The organism is Bradyrhizobium sp. GW821-FHT12B03 (assembly GCF_058807535.1).
This window is the reverse complement of the sequence record NZ_JBXAQU010000016.1, coordinates 1-14,658: the sequence shown is the minus strand read 5'-3', so window position 1 is coordinate 14,658 and position 14,658 is coordinate 1. Positions and strand designations below refer to the sequence as shown.

Genomic DNA, 14,658 nt, shown 5'->3' with positions numbered 1-14,658 from the left:
CAATGAGCCGACTTCATACGCTGGCTTCTCGCTTGACTATGACTGACTGGTCAGTCATAAATAGATCATGACCAAGAAGCCGACCAAGTCCGTGACGTCATCCGCTAGCAGCGAGGGAGCGCCCGCCTCGAACCGCGCCACGCGCGCGGCGGAGCGGCGTGCGGCGATCGTGGAGGCGGCGATGGAGGAATTCATCGCGCGCGGCTTTGCCGCGACGCGGCTCGACGACATCGCGAAGCGGGCCGGAGTCGCCAAGGGCACGATCTACCTGCACTTCAAGGACAAGGAATCGATGTTCGAGGAGCTGGTGCGCATCGTGATCGTGCCTGTGGTGGCGCGACTGACTGCGCTGCCGCCGCCGGTGGGCTCGGTGCGCGACCTCATCGAAGCCTTCGCCGGCAACTTCCTCAAGGAGGTGATCGGCACCAGGCGCGGCGATCTCGTGCGCCTGATCGTGGCGGAGGGACCGCGCTTTCCGTCCGTCGCCGACTTCTACTACCGCGAGGTCGTCTCGCGCGGGGTCGCCGCGATGCGCGCGCTGATCGAGCTCGGCATCGCCCGCGGCGAGATCCGCGAGAAGGACCTTGCGCGCTATCCGCAGATCCTGGTCGCGCCCGCGATGATCGCGGTGATCTGGCAGAGCCTGTTTGAGCGGCACGCGCCGCTCGACGCGCGGGACATGCTGCGCGTCCATCTTGATTTGATTTTTGGCGAACGGAGCACGACATGAAGTCGTCGCAAGCAATTTTCAGATTTGCATTGGCCGTACTGCTCGCAACCGCGCTGGCGGCTTGCAAGGAGAAGCGCGATCCCGGTTTCCAGGGCTGGGTCGAGGCCGACATGATCTTCGTCAGCCCGGACGAAGCGGGCCGGGTGACCAGGCTGAGCGTCCGCGAGGGCGACGAGGTCAAGGTCGGCGATGCCCTCTATGCCGTCGACGACGATCTCCAGCTTGCCGATCTCAACCAGAACAAGGCGACGCTGGCCAACGCGCAGCAGACCTATGACCGTGCGGCCTCGCTGAACAAGACCGGTTCGGGCACGCAGGCCAATCTCGATTCCGCCGTGTCCGCCTTGCGCGTGGCGGAAGCGCGGGTGGCGACGTCGGAGACCCGGATGGCGCGGCGCCGGGGCTTTGCGCCGGTGGCCGGCACCATCCAGCAGATCTATTTCCGCGAGGGCGAGATGGTGGCGGCGCAGCGGCCGGTGCTCTCGATCATGCCGCCCGGCAACATGAAGCTGCGCTTCTTCGTGCCGGAGACCGAGCTGCCCAAGCTTGCGATCGGCGACATGGTCCGGATCGGCTGCGACAATTGCGCGGCCGACCTGACCGCAAAGATCTATTTCATCGCGACTTCGGCCGAATACACCCCGCCCGTCATCTACAGCCTCGATGAGCGCAACAAGCTCGTTTACCTGATCCAGGCGCGGCCCTCGCGCCCCGACGCCTTGCGTGTCGGGCAGCCGATCGACGTCTATCTCAATCCAAAAACTCCCGTGGCGGACAAGCGATGAACGGCGGCAACGGCATCGCAATCGACGTCAAGGGCCTGACCAAGTCGTTCGGCGGCCGCGAGGTCGTGCACGATCTGTCGATGCAGGTGAAGCGCGGCTCGATCTACGGCTTCCTCGGACCCAACGGCTCCGGCAAGACCACCACCATCCGCATCCTCTGCGGCCTGCTCACGCCCGACAGCGGCGAGGGCACCTGCCTCGGCTACGACATCCGGCGCGATGCCGACAAGATCAAGCGCCAGGTCGGCTACATGACCCAGCGCTTCAGCCTCTACCAGGACCTGTCGGTGCGCGAGAACCTCGAATTCGTCGCACGGCTCTATGGCCTTGTCGATGCACGCGGCGCGGCGCGTGACATGGTCAAGCGGCTCGGGCTCTCGGGGCGCGAGGAACAGCTTGCCGGCGAGCTCTCCGGCGGCTGGAAGCAGCGGCTGGCGCTCGGCGCCTGCACGCTGCCCAATCCGAAATTGCTGCTGCTGGACGAGCCGACGGCGGGTGTCGATCCCAAGGCGCGGCGCGATTTCTGGAACGAGATCCATGCGCTCGCGGCCGACGGCCTCACCGTGCTGGTCTCGACCCACTACATGGACGAGGCCGAGCGCTGTCACGAGATCGCCTATATCGCCTATGGGCATCTGCTCGCGCACGGCACGGTGGAGGAGGTGATCGCGAAATCCGCGCTCTCGACCTACACCGTGACCGGCGAGGATCTCAACGAGCTCGCGGTTGCGCTGACCGGCAAGCCCGGCGTCGACATGGTGGCACCGTTCGGCACCTCGCTGCACGTCTCGGGGCGCGACGTTGCCGCGCTCGAAGCCAGCATCGCGCCGTGGCGCGAGAAAAGCGGCCTGCATTGGCAGAAATCGCATCCGTCGCTTGAAGACGTGTTCATCGAATTGATGGGCCGGTCCAAGGACAATTTCCAATGAGCGCCGTCGATCACTCCCCTCCCACACGCGACATCCGTGAACGCTTCGGCTTCCTGAGGCGCTCCTATGCGATGCTGATCAAGGAGTTCATCCAGCTCAGGCGCGACCGCGTCTCGTTCGCGATGATCGTGATGCTGCCGGTGATGCAGCTGATGCTGTTCGGTTTTGCCATCAACACCACGCCGCACCGTCTTCCGAGCGCGGTGCTGCTCCAGGAGGACAGCGATCTCGCCCGCTCGATCCTGAAGGCGCTGGAGAACACTGCCTATTTCCGCTTCATCTACGAGGTGCACGACGTCGACGATTTCGACAATCTGCTGAAGTCGGGCAAGGTGCTGTTCGGCGTCGAGATCCCGCGCGGCTTCGAACGGGCGGTGCGGCGCGGCGACAAGCCGGCGCTGCTGGTCGCGGCCGACGCCACCGACCCCGTGGCGGCGAGCGCGGCGATCGGTTCGCTCGGGATGGTCGTGCAGACCGCGCTCAAGCACGATCTCTACATCGGCAATCCCCCGGAGATGCCGTTCGAGATCCGCGCGCATGCGCGCTACAACCCGGCTGCGGTCTCCAGCCTCAACATCGTGCCGGGTCTCGTCGGCACCATCCTCACCATGACCATGCTGATCTTCACCGCGCTCTCGGTCACGCGCGAGGTCGAGCGTGGCACCATGGAGGCCCTCTTGTCGATGCCGATCAGGCCGGTCGAGGTGATGTTCGGCAAGATCATTCCTTACGTGCTGGTCGGCTTCGTCCAGGCCTTCCTGATCATCAGCATCGGCGTGTTCCTGTTCGGCGTGCCCGTGCTCGGCAATCTGTTCCTGCTGGCGCTGCTCTCGACGCTGTTCATCACCACCAATCTGTCGATCGGCTACACCATCTCGACGCTGGTGCAGAACCAGCTCCAGGCCATGCAGATGTCGATGATGTTCTTCCTGCCGAGCATCCTGCTCTCCGGCTTCATGTTCCCGTTCGCCGGCATGCCCGCCTGGGCGCAATATCTCGGCGAAGCGCTGCCGCTGACGCATTACCTGCGCATCGTCCGCGCCATCATGCTGAAGGGCGCGGGCATGCATAATCTGCATTTCGACGCGCTGGCGCTGGCGGCCCTGATGCTGGTCGCCATGACCATCGCCGTGACGCGCTTCCGCCGCACGCTGGATTGAGGCAAGATGCCCCTGAATCGAGGGGGTGGAATGGTTAGTTTTGCCAGCAGGAAGGCCCGGCAGCATGCCGCCTTGTCGGAGAATTTCGAGCGCGAGCTGACGCGGGAGGTGCTGCGCACCGAGCTGTTGCGGGTGCGGGCGCTGATCATGACGGGCTGCGTCATGACCGTGTTCCTCACCGCGATCTATCTGATCGATCCCGCCATCGTGGACCGGGTCTGGCGCGGGACGGAGGGGCTCGTCGAGGTCTACGGCCTTCTGGCCGGCTTCATCCTGTTCGAGACCTGGATCCACAGTCAGATCAGGAGGAATCTCAGGCTCGATCGCGACCTCCCGGTGGCCCGTCGCTATATCGGTGCGCTGATCGAGACGTCGCTGCCCACGGTGATCCTCATCCTGCAAATCCGGTCGATGGGTGCAACCCAGGCGCTCGGCTTCGCCGTGCCGCTCATGTACTTCATCTTCATCATTCTCTCGACCCTGCGGCTCGATTTCTGGCTGTCCACCTTCACCGGCGTCGTTGCCGCGGCCGAGCTGTTCGTCGTCGCGCTGATCTACGATCCAGCAAGCGGCGTCGGCGAGCCGCAGCTCTATTTTCACGCGGTCCGCAGCACCATCATCCTGATCTGCGGCGTGCTTGCCGGCTCCGTCGGCGCGCAGCTGCGGCGGCAATTTGCCGCGAGCATCGCGGCGGCCACCGCGCGCGACCGGGTGACCAATCTGTTCGGCCAGCACGTCTCGCCGCAGGTGGTGGAACGTTTGATGGCGGAGGGGACGAGCGCGGCCGGCGACCTCCGCCGCGTCGCCGTGATGTTCGTCGATTTTCGCGGCTTCACCGCCGGCGCGCAGTCGCGCACCCCGCAGGAGGTGGTCGACCGGCTCGACGGCGCCTTCGCGGTGCTGGTCGACATTCTCGACCGCCAGGGCGGCATCGTGAACAAGTTTCTCGGCGACGGCTTTCTCGCGCTGTTCGGCGCGCCGCTCGAGGCCTCCGACGCCGCGCACCGCGCGGTCGCCGCAGGCCGCGAGATGTTGATCGCGATGGACCGCATCAACGCGCAGACGAGCTGGCCGCTGCGCATCGGCATCGGCATCCATTTCGGCGAGGTCGTCGCCGGCAATATCGGCTCGCCCCGGCGCAAGGAATACACCGTGATCGGCGACACCGTGAACTTCGCCTCGCGGCTGGAGGCGCTGAACAAGGAGTTCGGCTCGCAGCTGCTGATCTCCGCGTCGGTGCGCGAGGCGCTCGGCGATGACGGCGAGGATGCCGTCGCGCTCGGCGAGGTCCAGGTGCGCGGTTACGAGCAGAAGGTAGCGGTGTTTCAATTGGGGTAGCGCGTTCAAATGTGAGTCGCGTTTGGTTGAAGCGGAGTCGCGCTCCGTTGAAGGCGCGTGATGAAATATCTCTGCTAGCTTTCGGGTCTTGCACGGAGGAAGCCGAAACAACTCGGCTTTCGTTTGTCACCCGGAGAATGCCATTGACCCGATCGACTCTTGTTGCGGCCGCCCTGATCGCCGCCGCCGTCACCCAAACCCAGGCCGCATCCGCCCGCCATGCCGCCCCACCGCGCGCGGCAACCGAAGCGACGGCCGACTCCTGCGTCAGGGCTCCCGCAGAGGGCGCGTATGCTTCTGCGCCCTACAAGCAGCCGCCTTGCCTGCCCAACACGGTGACAATGTACTAACGATCGCGGCAGACAGCCGGGCTGGCGAAGTCCGCCAGCCCGGCGCCGCGAACGTCCATGGCGCCTTTCCGTTGGCGGTATTTTGGTAATGCTTGACTCATTGCTCATATAGTCATCTATATGACTATATGAATTCAGCGCCGCTCGACGACCGCCTGCCACGCTACCAGCGCCTGCGCGACGATCTCGCCGCGCGGATCAACCGCAATGAATGGCGGCCGGGCGAGCCGATCCCTTCCGAAGCCGAGCTCGGTGCGCATTACGGCGTTGCCATCGGCACCGTGCGCAAGGCGATCGACCAGCTCGTCAGCGACAATGTGCTGGAGCGGCAGCAGGGCCGCGGCACGTTCGTGCGCCGCGCGCGCTTCAACTCATCGCTGTTTCGCTTCTTCCGCTTCCAGTCCGAGAGCGGCGAGCGGCGCGTCCCGAAGAGCCGCATCATCCGCCGCAAGAGCGTTCCGGCCACCTCCGCCGTCGCATCGGCGCTGCGCATTCCCGTCGGCGAACCCGTGATCAGCCTGTCGCGCCTGCGCCTGATCGACGACGTGCCGCTGCTCGCCGAGGAGATCTGGCTTCAGCAATCGCGCTTCGCGCCGATCCTTCAGATCGACACCGCCGAATTCGGCGATCTGCTGTATCCGCTCTATGAGGAGCGCTGCGGCGAGGTCGTGGTCTCGGCCGAGGAAATCTTGACGGTCGAAACCGCCAACGAGATGCAGGCGCGCCTGCTCAGGCTCGGGGCCCGCGCGCCGCTGATCGTGATCGAGCGCCTTGCGCTCGACCTCGAGCGGCGGCCGCTCGAATGGCGCCGCTCGCGCGGGCCGGCGGATCGCTTCCGCTACCACGCCGAGATCAGGTGAACGCGGGCTTCGACGACATCAAACAATAACGCGTACGAGGGTAGGAAACATGTCAAATTGGTACAGCGAATGCTCGCCGCTTGAGAAGCGGACGTTCTGGGCAAGTTTTGGCGGCTGGGCGCTGGATGCACTCGACGTCCAGATGTTCGGCCTTGCGATCCCCGCGCTGATCGCCGCGTTCGGCATCAGCAAGGCTGACGCCGGCCTGCTCGGCTCGGTCACGCTGTTCTTCGGCGCGTTCGGCGGCTGGTTCGGTGGAGCGCTCGGCGACCGCTATGGCCGCGTCAAGGCGCTCCAGATCACGGTGGCGACCTTCGCGCTTGCGACCTTCGCCTGCGCGTTCGCGATGACCTACACCCAGCTCCTGATCCTGAAGGCGATCCAGGGCCTCGGCTTCGGCGCCGAATGGGCCTGCGGCGCGGTGCTGATGGCCGAGATCATCCGCGCCGAGCATCGCGGCAAGGCGCTTGGCTCGGTGCAGAGCGCCTGGGCGGTGGGCTGGGGCGCGGCCGTGCTGCTCTCTGCATTGGTCTTCACCTATGCCCCGGCGGACATCGCCTGGCGGCTGCTGTTCGCGCTCGGGCTGTTGCCCGCGCTCCTCATCATCTTCATCCGTCGTGGCTTGAAGGAACCGCCGCGCGCGATCGCAGCCGAGAAGACGCCGTTCTTCGCAACGCTCTCCGGCATCTTCCATCGCGATGTGCTGCGCTCCACCCTGATCGGCGGGCTGTTCGGCATTGGCGCGCATGGCGGCTATGCGGCGCTGACCACGTTCCTGCCGACATTCTTGCGCGAAGTGCGTCACCTGTCGGTGCTGGGCTCGAGCGGCTATCTCGCCGTCATCATCGTTGCCTTCTTCTGCGGTTGCGTGGCCAGCGGCATCATCAGCGATCGTATTGGTCGCAGGGCCAATGTCGCGTTCTTCGCCAGCGCCTGCATCGTCACGGTGCTGATCTACATCTTCGCGCCGCTGACCAATAGCGAGATGCTGGTGCTCGGCTTTCCGCTCGGTTTCTTCTCCGCCGGCATTCCCGCCAGCATGGCGGCGTTGTTCAGCGAACTCTATCCTGCGGGCGTACGCGGCACCGGCGTCGGCTTCTGCTACAATTTCGGTCGTATCGTCTCCGCCGCGTTCCCGTTCCTGGTCGGCTTCCTCAGCGACCATATCGGGCTCGGACCCGCGATCGGCATCGATGCGGCCTTCGCCTATTCGCTGGTGCTGATCGCGGTGTTGCTGCTGCCCGAAACCCGCGGCAAGGTCTTTGAACAGACCGCGGCAACGCGCGCCTGACGCGGGATGGGGAGAAGCCAGCATGACATTTTCCCAGCGCGGCCTCACGCGCCGCCAGTTTGGCGCCGGCCTCGCGCTCGCCACAGTGGCTGCGACCACAGCCAGCAGTGAGGCAGCCTTGCCTGTTATCGATACCCACGCCCACGTCTTTCACCGCGGCCTCAAGCTCGCGCCGGGCCGCCGCTATGCGCCTGACTACGACGCGCCGCTGGCGCTCTATCTGGAGCAGCTCGACCGCAACGGCATGACCAATGGCGTGCTGGTGCAGCCGAGCTTTCTCGGCACCGACAATTCCTATCTGGTCGCATGTTTGAAGACGGCCGGGACGCGCTTGCGCGGCATCGCGGTGGTCGATCCCACGATCACCACGGATGAGCTGCGCACGCTCGATCGCGCCGGCGTGGTCGGCATTCGCCTCAATCTTGTCGGCCAGCCCTTGCCCGATCTGGCTTCCCTCGAATGGAAGGCACTGCTGGCGAGCGTGAAAGCCATGGGCTGGCAGGTCGAGATTCAGCGCAATGCTACCGATCTCGCCGTGCTCGCGCCGCAGTTGCTCGACCACGGCGTCACCGTCGTATTCGATCACTACACGCTGCCGGATCCAAAGCTCGGCGTCGCCGATCCCGGCTTCCAGTCGGTGCTGAGGCTTGGCGCGACGCGAAACGTCTGGGTCAAGATCTCGGCACCGTATCGCAACGGCGCGGCCGGCGAGAGTTTTGCGAAGGAAGCCTATCCGCTGTTGCGTGGCGCTTACGGCCTCGATCGTCTGCTGTGGGGCAGCGATTGGCCGCACACGCAGTTCGAGGCGTCGCAGAACTACGAGAAGAATCGGCAATTCCTCGACACGCTGATCGCCGACAAGAGCGAGCGTGCGCAGGTGCTGGCATCGCCGCGACCGCTCTTCCGCTTCTGAATCTTCATGTCGCAATTGCTCCGATTGCTCCGAATTTTGGGGCATGACGGGCGCTGTCGCCGGCTTGTAGACTGCCGGTGATGCAGCCGATCGCGGCTGTGACTTGCATGGGGAAGTGACGATGCAGCGCCGCTACATCACCGTCGATGTGTTCACCGACCGCGCCTTTGGCGGCAACCAGCTCGCCGTGGTGCTCGATGCCGGCGGCTTGTCGACGGCGCAGATGCAGGCGATCGCGACCGAGTTCAACTATTCGGAGACGACCTTCGTGCTGCCGCCGCGCGACAGGGCCAATGACGCCGAGGTGCGCATCTTCACGCCGGTGCGGGAGCTGCCCTTTGCAGGTCACCCCAATGTCGGCACCGCCTTCGTGCTGGCGAGCCTCGCAAAGGAGCCGAAGTCGCGCCTGTTGTTCGAGGAAAAGGCGGGTCTCGTGCCGGTCGATATCGTGCGAGAGCAGGGAAGGGTGGTCAGCACCGAGCTCACCGCGCCGCAGCCGCTGGCCCGCCTCGCGACATGTTCCGCCGAAGAGATCGCGGCCTGCATCTCCCTGACCGCGGAGGATATCAAGATCGATCGCCATGCCCCCCAGGTCGTCGGCGTTGGGACGCCCTTCGTCGTGGCGGAAGTGGGGTCGCGCGAGGCTGTGCGGCGGGCCAAGCCTGATGCTGCGGCGTTCAGCCGGATGTTGCCGCGCGATGGCGCCTTCTCGGTCTATTTCTACACCCGCGACGTGCCGGCGGGGGAAGCGCCCTGCGAGCGGCAGGCGCGGATGTTCTTCCCCGGCGCCAGCGGCCTGATCGAGGATCCCGCCACCGGCAGCGCCACGGTCGCCGCCGCCGCGCTGTTCGCCGATCTCGATCCCACACGCGACGGCGAGTTGAAGCTCACCATCGGCCAGGGCTTTGACATGGGCCGGCCAAGCCTCTTGCTGACGCGCGTGCGCAAGCAGGACGGCAAGATCGTCTCCGCCCATGTCGGCGGGCAATGCGTGCAGATGATGGAAGGGACGTTCCGGCTGACGGGGGAGGGGTAGCTCTCTATTCAATCGTCATGCCCGGGCTTGTCCCGGGCATCCACGTTCTTCGTGCCGCGTGGCAAGGCGTGGATGGCCGGGACAAGCCCGGCCATGACGGAGAGAGTCGTTCAGACCTGCCGCCCCGCCAAATTTCTCACCGCGACCCCATCGCGTTCCTCGATCATCTCCGCGATCATCCGGCGATGGCAATGGGTGTGGTCGCGCTCGTAGCAGAGCAGGCACACGGGCCCCGCCTTCTTCGCCAGTGCCGAGAGCTCGTCCATCTCTTCCCGCGCCTGAGGTGTCTTCAGGTGCTTCGCGTAGATCTTCTCCAGCACATCGTATTGCCCGCTGCGCGCGGCGAGGCGGCCTTCCCTGGGCGTGCCGAGCGCGGCGAGATGGACATAGGCGATGCCGCGCTCGTCGAGTCCTGCGGACAACTGTTTCTTGGAAAAGCCCGGCCGGCGGGAGGACGTCACCGCGCGCACGTCGACCACGAGCTTGACGCCGGCCTGCTCCAGCTCGTCCAGCACGGCCTTGGGCGGCGTCTGCTCATAACCAATCGTGAAGAGCTTCTTTGCCTTCGCCATGAACAAATCCTCAACTCACCCGCGCGATCAGCTCCATGGCGCCGTGCGGTGCGCGCACCTTGCCCTCGTGGATGACGTAAGCAAACACGTCGCGCGGCTCCTTCTTCGGCTTGGCCTTGTCGACCTTCGGCAAATCGTCCGGCTCGCCGCCGTCGGCCCAGGCCTGAAAGCGCTCGGCCCAGGCATCGAGCTGCTTGGGCGGATAACAGGTCTTGATCTCGTCATTGCCCTTCTGGAGCCTGGCATAGACGAAATCGCCGGCGACGTCGGCGATGGCCGGATATTTGCCGTGCTCGGCGAACACCACCGGCGTCTCGAACTCGCGGATCAGCGCAACGAAATCCGGCGTGCAGAAACTGTCGTGGCGGACCTCGACGACATGGCGCAGCGCGCGTCCGTCGAGCCTGCGCGGCAACAGCTCGAGGAATTTGCCGAAATCTGCGCCGTCGAATTTCTTCGTCGGCGCGAATTGCCACAGCACCGGCCCGAGATGGTCGCCGAGTTCCAGCACGCCGGAATCATAGAACCGCTTGACGGAGTCGCCGGCCTCGGCCAGTACGCGGCGGTTGGTGGCGAAGCGCGGTCCTTTCACGGAGAACACGAAACCTTCCGGCACTTCGCTGGCCCACTTGCGAAAGCTCTCCGGCTTCTGCGAGCCGTAGTAAGTGCCGTTGATCTCGATCGAGGTCAGCTTCGAGGCGGCGTAGGACAGCTCCTTCGCCTGCGTCAGCTTCTCCGGATAGAACACGCCGCGCCAGGGCTCGAAGGTCCAGCCGCCGATGCCGATGAAGATATTGCCGGATTTTTTGGACACGGTTTTTGCTTTGGCCACGGAAGGATCTCGCATCGACGTGGAGGGGAGGCCGGCATCCTAACCAAACGAGTTGTGATTGGCCAGTTGCCGCGGCCCGTCTAAGCTTCCGGCGAGATCATCTGCGAAGAAGGAGAACAAGATGCGGATGCTGATGGTGGGAGCGGCGCTCGTGATGATGACATCTGCCGCCATGACATATTCCGCCATGGCGGATGACGACGATGCCAAGGGTGCGCAGAAGCTCGCGATGCAGGGCCGCGACGATTACTGGCATTGCCTGGCGCGGGAATATTCGCGCGACAGCAATCAGGGCCTGTCGGAGCAGGATTTTGGCCGCTCGGTTGCCGGTGCCTGTCCGTCGGAGCGGCAATATTACCGGGTGGCATTGCTCGACTATCTCACCACGCAATATCCGAACATCGATTCAGGCGCCCATCTCGCGACTGCGAACAGGGCGGTGGAGTCGGCGCAGAAGGACATCGTGACGGCCTACGTCAAGCGCAGGCCGCCGGCGAAGTAGGGAATGGCGAGCAGGGGCAGAAGCCAGGGTTGCCTCATTCGCTACTCACCATTCGCTATTCGCCGCTTCGGCAGCCCTTCCGGCTGCGCGTTCATCCGTGGTATTACTGGCAGCATCTGGAACAGGGATGGGCTTCCATGTCGTCTGAGTCGGTGGGTGGCATTTTGGGCGCGATCGTCGCCGCGATCGTGCTTGCGGTCGCCGTCGTCCTCGGGCCGATCGGCCAATACGGCAAGCCGCCCAAGCCGGCAAAGGTCGATCCGGCTCCGGCGGCCATGGCGCCTGCCGCGCCCGCGCCGCGCGGCCCGGTGATCAAGGAAGTGCCCAACCAATAGGGGGCCAGAACAATATCGGCCCGAAAAGGCACTTTCGCCCCCTTGTGGAGCGATCAGGTCGTTACTATCTAGCTTCTAACGGCAACGTTGAGTCACAATCTCCGTTGTTGGGACGACCTTGGAATAGCATGGGCCTGCGCCGGATGTACGCGCGGGTCCGCCGTTCCGGGGTCGTTGGCATTTTGGGGCCCCTTTGGGCCGCTCCCCTTGGAAACCCCGGCTTGGCATCGCAGGACGCGGCGGATATACGCTGCCGTCATGAATGAAGCGATCAGACCGGGCGCCGACAACCCGCCGCAGGCTCATGAAGGGCCGGAACTGTCGGTCATCGTCCCGACCTTCAACGAGCGCGACAATGTCACGGTGCTGTACCGGCGGCTTGAGGCGACGCTCCCCAACGTCGCCTGGGAAGTCGTGTTCGTCGACGACAATTCGCCCGACGGCACCTGGGACGTCGTGCGCGAGCTGGCGCAGCGCGACAGCCGCGTACGCTGTGTCCGCCGCATCGGCCGCCGCGGCCTGTCCGGCGCCTGCATCGAGGGCATCCTGGCCTCCAGCGCGCCCTTTGTCGCCGTGATCGACGCCGACCTTCAGCACGACGAGACGCAACTGCCGAAGATGCTGCTGCTGCTCGCCAGCGATCAGGCCGATCTGGTGGTCGGCAGCCGCTATGTCGAAGGCTACAAGAGCGAAGGCTTCAACAAGCAGCGCGCCGGCGCCAGCGCGCTGGCGACCGAGGTCGCAAAGAAGATGCTGCGGGTCGAGATCGCCGATCCCATGAGCGGCTTCTTCATGGTCCGCCGCGACCGTTTCGAGGAATTGGCGCCGAAACTTTCGGTGCATGGCTTCAAGATCCTGCTCGACCTCGTCGCCACTGCCCATGGCCGCTTGCGCGCGGTCGAGATTCCCTACACCTTCGGCGCCCGCCAGCACGGCGAGAGCAAGCTCGATTCCATGGTCGCGCTCGACTTCCTCGGCCTGGTGCTGGCCAAGCTGAGCAACGACATCGTCTCGTTGCGCTTTATCCTGTTCGCGATGGTCGGCGGCATCGGTCTCGTGGTGCACTTGACCACGCTGTTCATCGGACTTCAGCTGTTCAAGGCGCCGTTCGCCGAGGCCCAGGCCGCCGGCGCCATCGTCGCCATGACCAGCAACTTCATCCTCAACAACTTCCTTACCTATCGCGATCAGCGGCTGAAGGGCTTTGCGCTGCTGCGCGGTCTGATCGCGTTCTACATCGTCTGCAGCGTCGGCCTGCTCGCCAATGTCGGCGTCGCCTTCTCGGTCTACGACCAAGAGCCGATCTGGTGGCTGGCCGGCATGGCAGGTGCGCTGATGGGCGTGGTGTGGAACTACGCGATGTCCGGACTGTTCGTCTGGCGCAAGAAATAGCGCACAATGGGCGGAGCTGACGCGCGGATCGTCCGCAATACCGCGCTGGTGATTCTCGCGCTGGTCGCGTTGCGGCTGGTCGCGGCTGCGTTCACGCCGATCACCTTCGACGAAGCCTATTACTGGATGTGGTCGAAGAGCCTCGCAGGCGGCTATTACGACCATCCGCCGATGGTCGCCTACGTCATCCGTGCCGGCACCATGATCGCCGGCGACACCGAGCTCGGCGTCCGTCTCGTCTCGATCCTTCTCGCGCTGCCGATGAGCTATGCGATCTATCGCTCGGCCGCGATCCTGTTCGGCGGCGCGCGCGTGGCTTCGACCAGCGCCATCCTGCTCAATGTGACGATGATGGCCTCGGTCGGTACGCTGATCGTGACGCCCGATGCGCCGCTGCTGGTCGCCTCCAGCTTCGTGCTGTTCTTTCTCGCCAAGGTGCTGGAGACCGGCCGTGGCGTCTGGTGGCTCGCGGTTGGTGCGGCGGTCGGCGCGGCGCTGCTGTCGAAATACACTGCGATGTTCTTCGGGCCGGCGATCCTGATCTGGCTGGCGGCAGTGCCGAAGCTCAGGCGCTGGTTCCTCTCACCCTGGCCCTATCTCGGTGGCCTCGTTGCACTTGCGCTGTTCTCGCCGGTGGTCCTCTGGAATGCGGATCATCAATGGGTCTCGTTCGTAAAGCAGCTCGGGCGGGCCAGGATCGAGGATTTCCGCCCCGTCTTCATCGCCGAGCTGATCCCGACCCAGATCGCGTTCGCAACCCCGCTCGTCTTCATCCTTGGTGCGATGGGCCTGCATGCGCTGACCTGGCGCCGGGCCGGCGCATCGGCCTCGCGCGTGCTGATCGAGACGCTGTTCTGGACCATCGTCGCCTATTTCGTCTGGCATTCGCTGCATGCGCGCGTCGAGGCCAACTGGTTCGCGCCGGTCTACCCGCCCTTCGTGGTTGCGGCTGCGGCCGCCGCCAATCTCGTGCAGTGGAAGCCGCGTGCGCGACGCCTGGTCGATTTTTGCCTGCGCTGGGCAGCCCCCACCGGCATCGTGATGTTTGCAGCCCTCATCGTGCAGGCCAACACGGGCGCCTTGTCCGGCTATCGCCGCGACGCGACGGTGCGCAGCGTCGGCGTCGGCTGGCGCGAGCTCGCCGCCGAGATCGAAGCCGTGCGCGTCCGCACCGGTGCGACATGCGTGCTCGCGCCGGATTACGGCACCACGGGCTGGCTCGCGTTCTATCTGCCGCGCGGCACCTGCGTGGTGCAGCAGAACCAGCGCATCCGCTGGGTCAACATGCCCGAGCCCGATCCGAAGCTGCTCGCCGGCAAGCTGATCTATGTCGACGAGCTGCGGAGCGACGGCCATCCCGCCGTCAACGATTTGTTTGCGCAGGCGACGCAGGTTGCGCAATTGCAGCGCAAGCGCGGGCCGCTCGTGGTCGAGACCTACGGCATCGATCTGCTCGAAGGCGCCAAGGGCGACGTGCTCGACCGCTCGCCGCCGCCGGAAGCGCGATAGTCGGCCGCGAGGAGGCATCACTGCTTCCTCATCGTCGTCCCGGCCTTCGCCCTAGGGCATGCACATATCTGGTGCGACGGATTGACTCGGGTCGAGGGTAAGGGGTTCCAGAATCGGGAATCCG

At 65.1% G+C, this 14,658-nt stretch carries 16 protein-coding genes; 14 read left to right on the top strand and 2 right to left on the bottom strand.

Going from position 1 to position 14,658, the window contains the following annotated elements; translation table 11 throughout:
* The first annotated feature begins 67 nt into the window (after positions 1–67).
* From AC1RUR_RS26390 to AC1RUR_RS26345, 10 genes are all read left to right on the top strand, one after another.
* Positions 68–730 (top strand): TetR/AcrR family transcriptional regulator, encoded by a 663-nt coding sequence (locus AC1RUR_RS26390; protein WP_492849427.1) that lies wholly within the window; start codon positions 68–70, stop codon positions 728–730.
* Positions 727–1,515, top strand: a complete 789-nt coding sequence (locus AC1RUR_RS26385; protein ID WP_492849425.1) for an HlyD family secretion protein — start codon at positions 727–729, stop codon at positions 1,513–1,515. The genes AC1RUR_RS26390 and AC1RUR_RS26385 overlap by 4 nt, the downstream gene beginning before the upstream one ends.
* Positions 1,512–2,444 carry an ABC transporter ATP-binding protein gene (locus tag AC1RUR_RS26380; RefSeq protein ID WP_492849423.1) on the top strand — a complete coding sequence of 311 codons (933 nt, stop codon included), beginning with the start codon at positions 1,512–1,514 and terminating at the stop codon, positions 2,442–2,444. Before AC1RUR_RS26385 ends, AC1RUR_RS26380 begins: the two co-directional genes overlap by 4 nt.
* Positions 2,441–3,604 (top strand): ABC transporter permease, encoded by a 1,164-nt coding sequence (locus AC1RUR_RS26375; RefSeq protein ID WP_492849421.1) that lies wholly within the window; start codon positions 2,441–2,443, stop codon positions 3,602–3,604. The genes AC1RUR_RS26380 and AC1RUR_RS26375 overlap by 4 nt, the downstream gene beginning before the upstream one ends.
* Before the next feature lie 30 nt (positions 3,605–3,634).
* A complete protein-coding gene (locus AC1RUR_RS26370) occupies positions 3,635–4,942 on the top strand; it encodes an adenylate/guanylate cyclase domain-containing protein (RefSeq protein ID WP_492849419.1) in 1,308 nt (435 codons plus the stop codon).
* A 143-nt stretch (positions 4,943–5,085) separates the two neighbouring features.
* Entirely contained in the window at positions 5,086–5,292 is a 207-nt protein-coding gene (locus AC1RUR_RS26365) for a hypothetical protein (RefSeq protein ID WP_492849417.1), read from the top strand.
* A gap of 128 nt (positions 5,293–5,420) precedes the next feature.
* Positions 5,421–6,152, top strand: a complete 732-nt coding sequence (locus tag AC1RUR_RS26360) for a GntR family transcriptional regulator (RefSeq protein ID WP_492849415.1) — start codon at positions 5,421–5,423, stop codon at positions 6,150–6,152.
* A gap of 49 nt (positions 6,153–6,201) precedes the next feature.
* A complete protein-coding gene (locus AC1RUR_RS26355) occupies positions 6,202–7,443 on the top strand; it encodes an MFS transporter (RefSeq protein ID WP_492849413.1) in 1,242 nt (413 codons plus the stop codon).
* A 22-nt stretch (positions 7,444–7,465) separates the two neighbouring features.
* Positions 7,466–8,356, top strand: coding sequence for an amidohydrolase family protein (locus AC1RUR_RS26350; RefSeq protein ID WP_492849411.1), 891 nt, complete (start codon positions 7,466–7,468; stop codon positions 8,354–8,356).
* 121 nt (positions 8,357–8,477) lie between these two features.
* A complete protein-coding gene (locus tag AC1RUR_RS26345; protein ID WP_492849409.1) occupies positions 8,478–9,392 on the top strand; it encodes a PhzF family phenazine biosynthesis protein in 915 nt (304 codons plus the stop codon).
* A gap of 110 nt (positions 9,393–9,502) precedes the next feature.
* Here AC1RUR_RS26345 and AC1RUR_RS26340 read toward each other — a convergent pair whose 3' ends face one another.
* Positions 9,503–9,964 carry a DUF488 domain-containing protein gene (locus AC1RUR_RS26340; protein ID WP_492849407.1) on the bottom strand — a complete coding sequence of 154 codons (462 nt, stop codon included), beginning with the start codon at positions 9,962–9,964 and terminating at the stop codon, positions 9,503–9,505.
* Between the two features lie 10 nt (positions 9,965–9,974).
* A complete protein-coding gene (locus tag AC1RUR_RS26335) occupies positions 9,975–10,811 on the bottom strand; it encodes a DUF72 domain-containing protein (protein ID WP_492849405.1) in 837 nt (278 codons plus the stop codon).
* 106 nt (positions 10,812–10,917) lie between these two features.
* On the opposite strand from AC1RUR_RS26335, the gene AC1RUR_RS26330 reads away from it, so the two are divergent.
* From AC1RUR_RS26330 to AC1RUR_RS26315, 4 genes are all read left to right on the top strand, one after another.
* Positions 10,918–11,298 carry a hypothetical protein gene (locus tag AC1RUR_RS26330; protein WP_492849403.1) on the top strand — a complete coding sequence of 127 codons (381 nt, stop codon included), beginning with the start codon at positions 10,918–10,920 and terminating at the stop codon, positions 11,296–11,298.
* Positions 11,299–11,435: 137 nt separating this feature from the next.
* The gene (locus tag AC1RUR_RS26325) at positions 11,436–11,633 is read left to right on the top strand and encodes a hypothetical protein (protein WP_492849401.1); all 198 of its coding nucleotides are present in this window, start codon (positions 11,436–11,438) and stop codon (positions 11,631–11,633) included.
* Positions 11,634–11,891: 258 nt separating this feature from the next.
* A complete protein-coding gene (locus AC1RUR_RS26320; RefSeq protein ID WP_492849399.1) occupies positions 11,892–13,025 on the top strand; it encodes a glycosyltransferase family 2 protein in 1,134 nt (377 codons plus the stop codon).
* Between the two features lie 6 nt (positions 13,026–13,031).
* A complete protein-coding gene (locus AC1RUR_RS26315; protein ID WP_492849397.1) occupies positions 13,032–14,534 on the top strand; it encodes a glycosyltransferase family 39 protein in 1,503 nt (500 codons plus the stop codon).
* Positions 14,535–14,658: the final 124 nt, after the last annotated feature.

Excerpts from the sequence above, each read along its gene's own strand:
- AC1RUR_RS26320 (WP_492849399.1), top strand. The coding sequence starts at position 11,892 with ATGAATGAAGCGATCAGACCGGGCGCCGACAACCCGCCGCAGGCTCAT.
- AC1RUR_RS26355 (WP_492849413.1), top strand. The coding sequence starts at position 6,202 with ATGTCAAATTGGTACAGCGAATGCTCGCCGCTTGAGAAGCGGACGTTC.
- AC1RUR_RS26345 (WP_492849409.1), top strand. The coding sequence starts at position 8,478 with ATGCAGCGCCGCTACATCACCGTCGATGTGTTCACCGACCGCGCCTTT.
- AC1RUR_RS26335 (WP_492849405.1), bottom strand. The coding sequence starts at position 10,811 with ATGCGAGATCCTTCCGTGGCCAAAGCAAAAACCGTGTCCAAAAAATCC.
- AC1RUR_RS26360 (WP_492849415.1), top strand. The coding sequence starts at position 5,421 with ATGAATTCAGCGCCGCTCGACGACCGCCTGCCACGCTACCAGCGCCTG.
- AC1RUR_RS26375 (WP_492849421.1), top strand. The coding sequence starts at position 2,441 with ATGAGCGCCGTCGATCACTCCCCTCCCACACGCGACATCCGTGAACGC.
- AC1RUR_RS26380 (WP_492849423.1), top strand. The coding sequence starts at position 1,512 with ATGAACGGCGGCAACGGCATCGCAATCGACGTCAAGGGCCTGACCAAG.
- AC1RUR_RS26390 (WP_492849427.1), top strand. The coding sequence starts at position 68 with ATGACCAAGAAGCCGACCAAGTCCGTGACGTCATCCGCTAGCAGCGAG.
- AC1RUR_RS26315 (WP_492849397.1), top strand. The coding sequence starts at position 13,032 with ATGGGCGGAGCTGACGCGCGGATCGTCCGCAATACCGCGCTGGTGATT.
- AC1RUR_RS26350 (WP_492849411.1), top strand. The coding sequence starts at position 7,466 with ATGACATTTTCCCAGCGCGGCCTCACGCGCCGCCAGTTTGGCGCCGGC.
- AC1RUR_RS26385 (WP_492849425.1), top strand. The coding sequence starts at position 727 with ATGAAGTCGTCGCAAGCAATTTTCAGATTTGCATTGGCCGTACTGCTC.
- AC1RUR_RS26330 (WP_492849403.1), top strand. The coding sequence starts at position 10,918 with ATGCGGATGCTGATGGTGGGAGCGGCGCTCGTGATGATGACATCTGCC.
- AC1RUR_RS26340 (WP_492849407.1), bottom strand. The coding sequence starts at position 9,964 with ATGGCGAAGGCAAAGAAGCTCTTCACGATTGGTTATGAGCAGACGCCG.
- AC1RUR_RS26370 (WP_492849419.1), top strand. The coding sequence starts at position 3,635 with ATGGTTAGTTTTGCCAGCAGGAAGGCCCGGCAGCATGCCGCCTTGTCG.
- AC1RUR_RS26325 (WP_492849401.1), top strand. The coding sequence starts at position 11,436 with ATGTCGTCTGAGTCGGTGGGTGGCATTTTGGGCGCGATCGTCGCCGCG.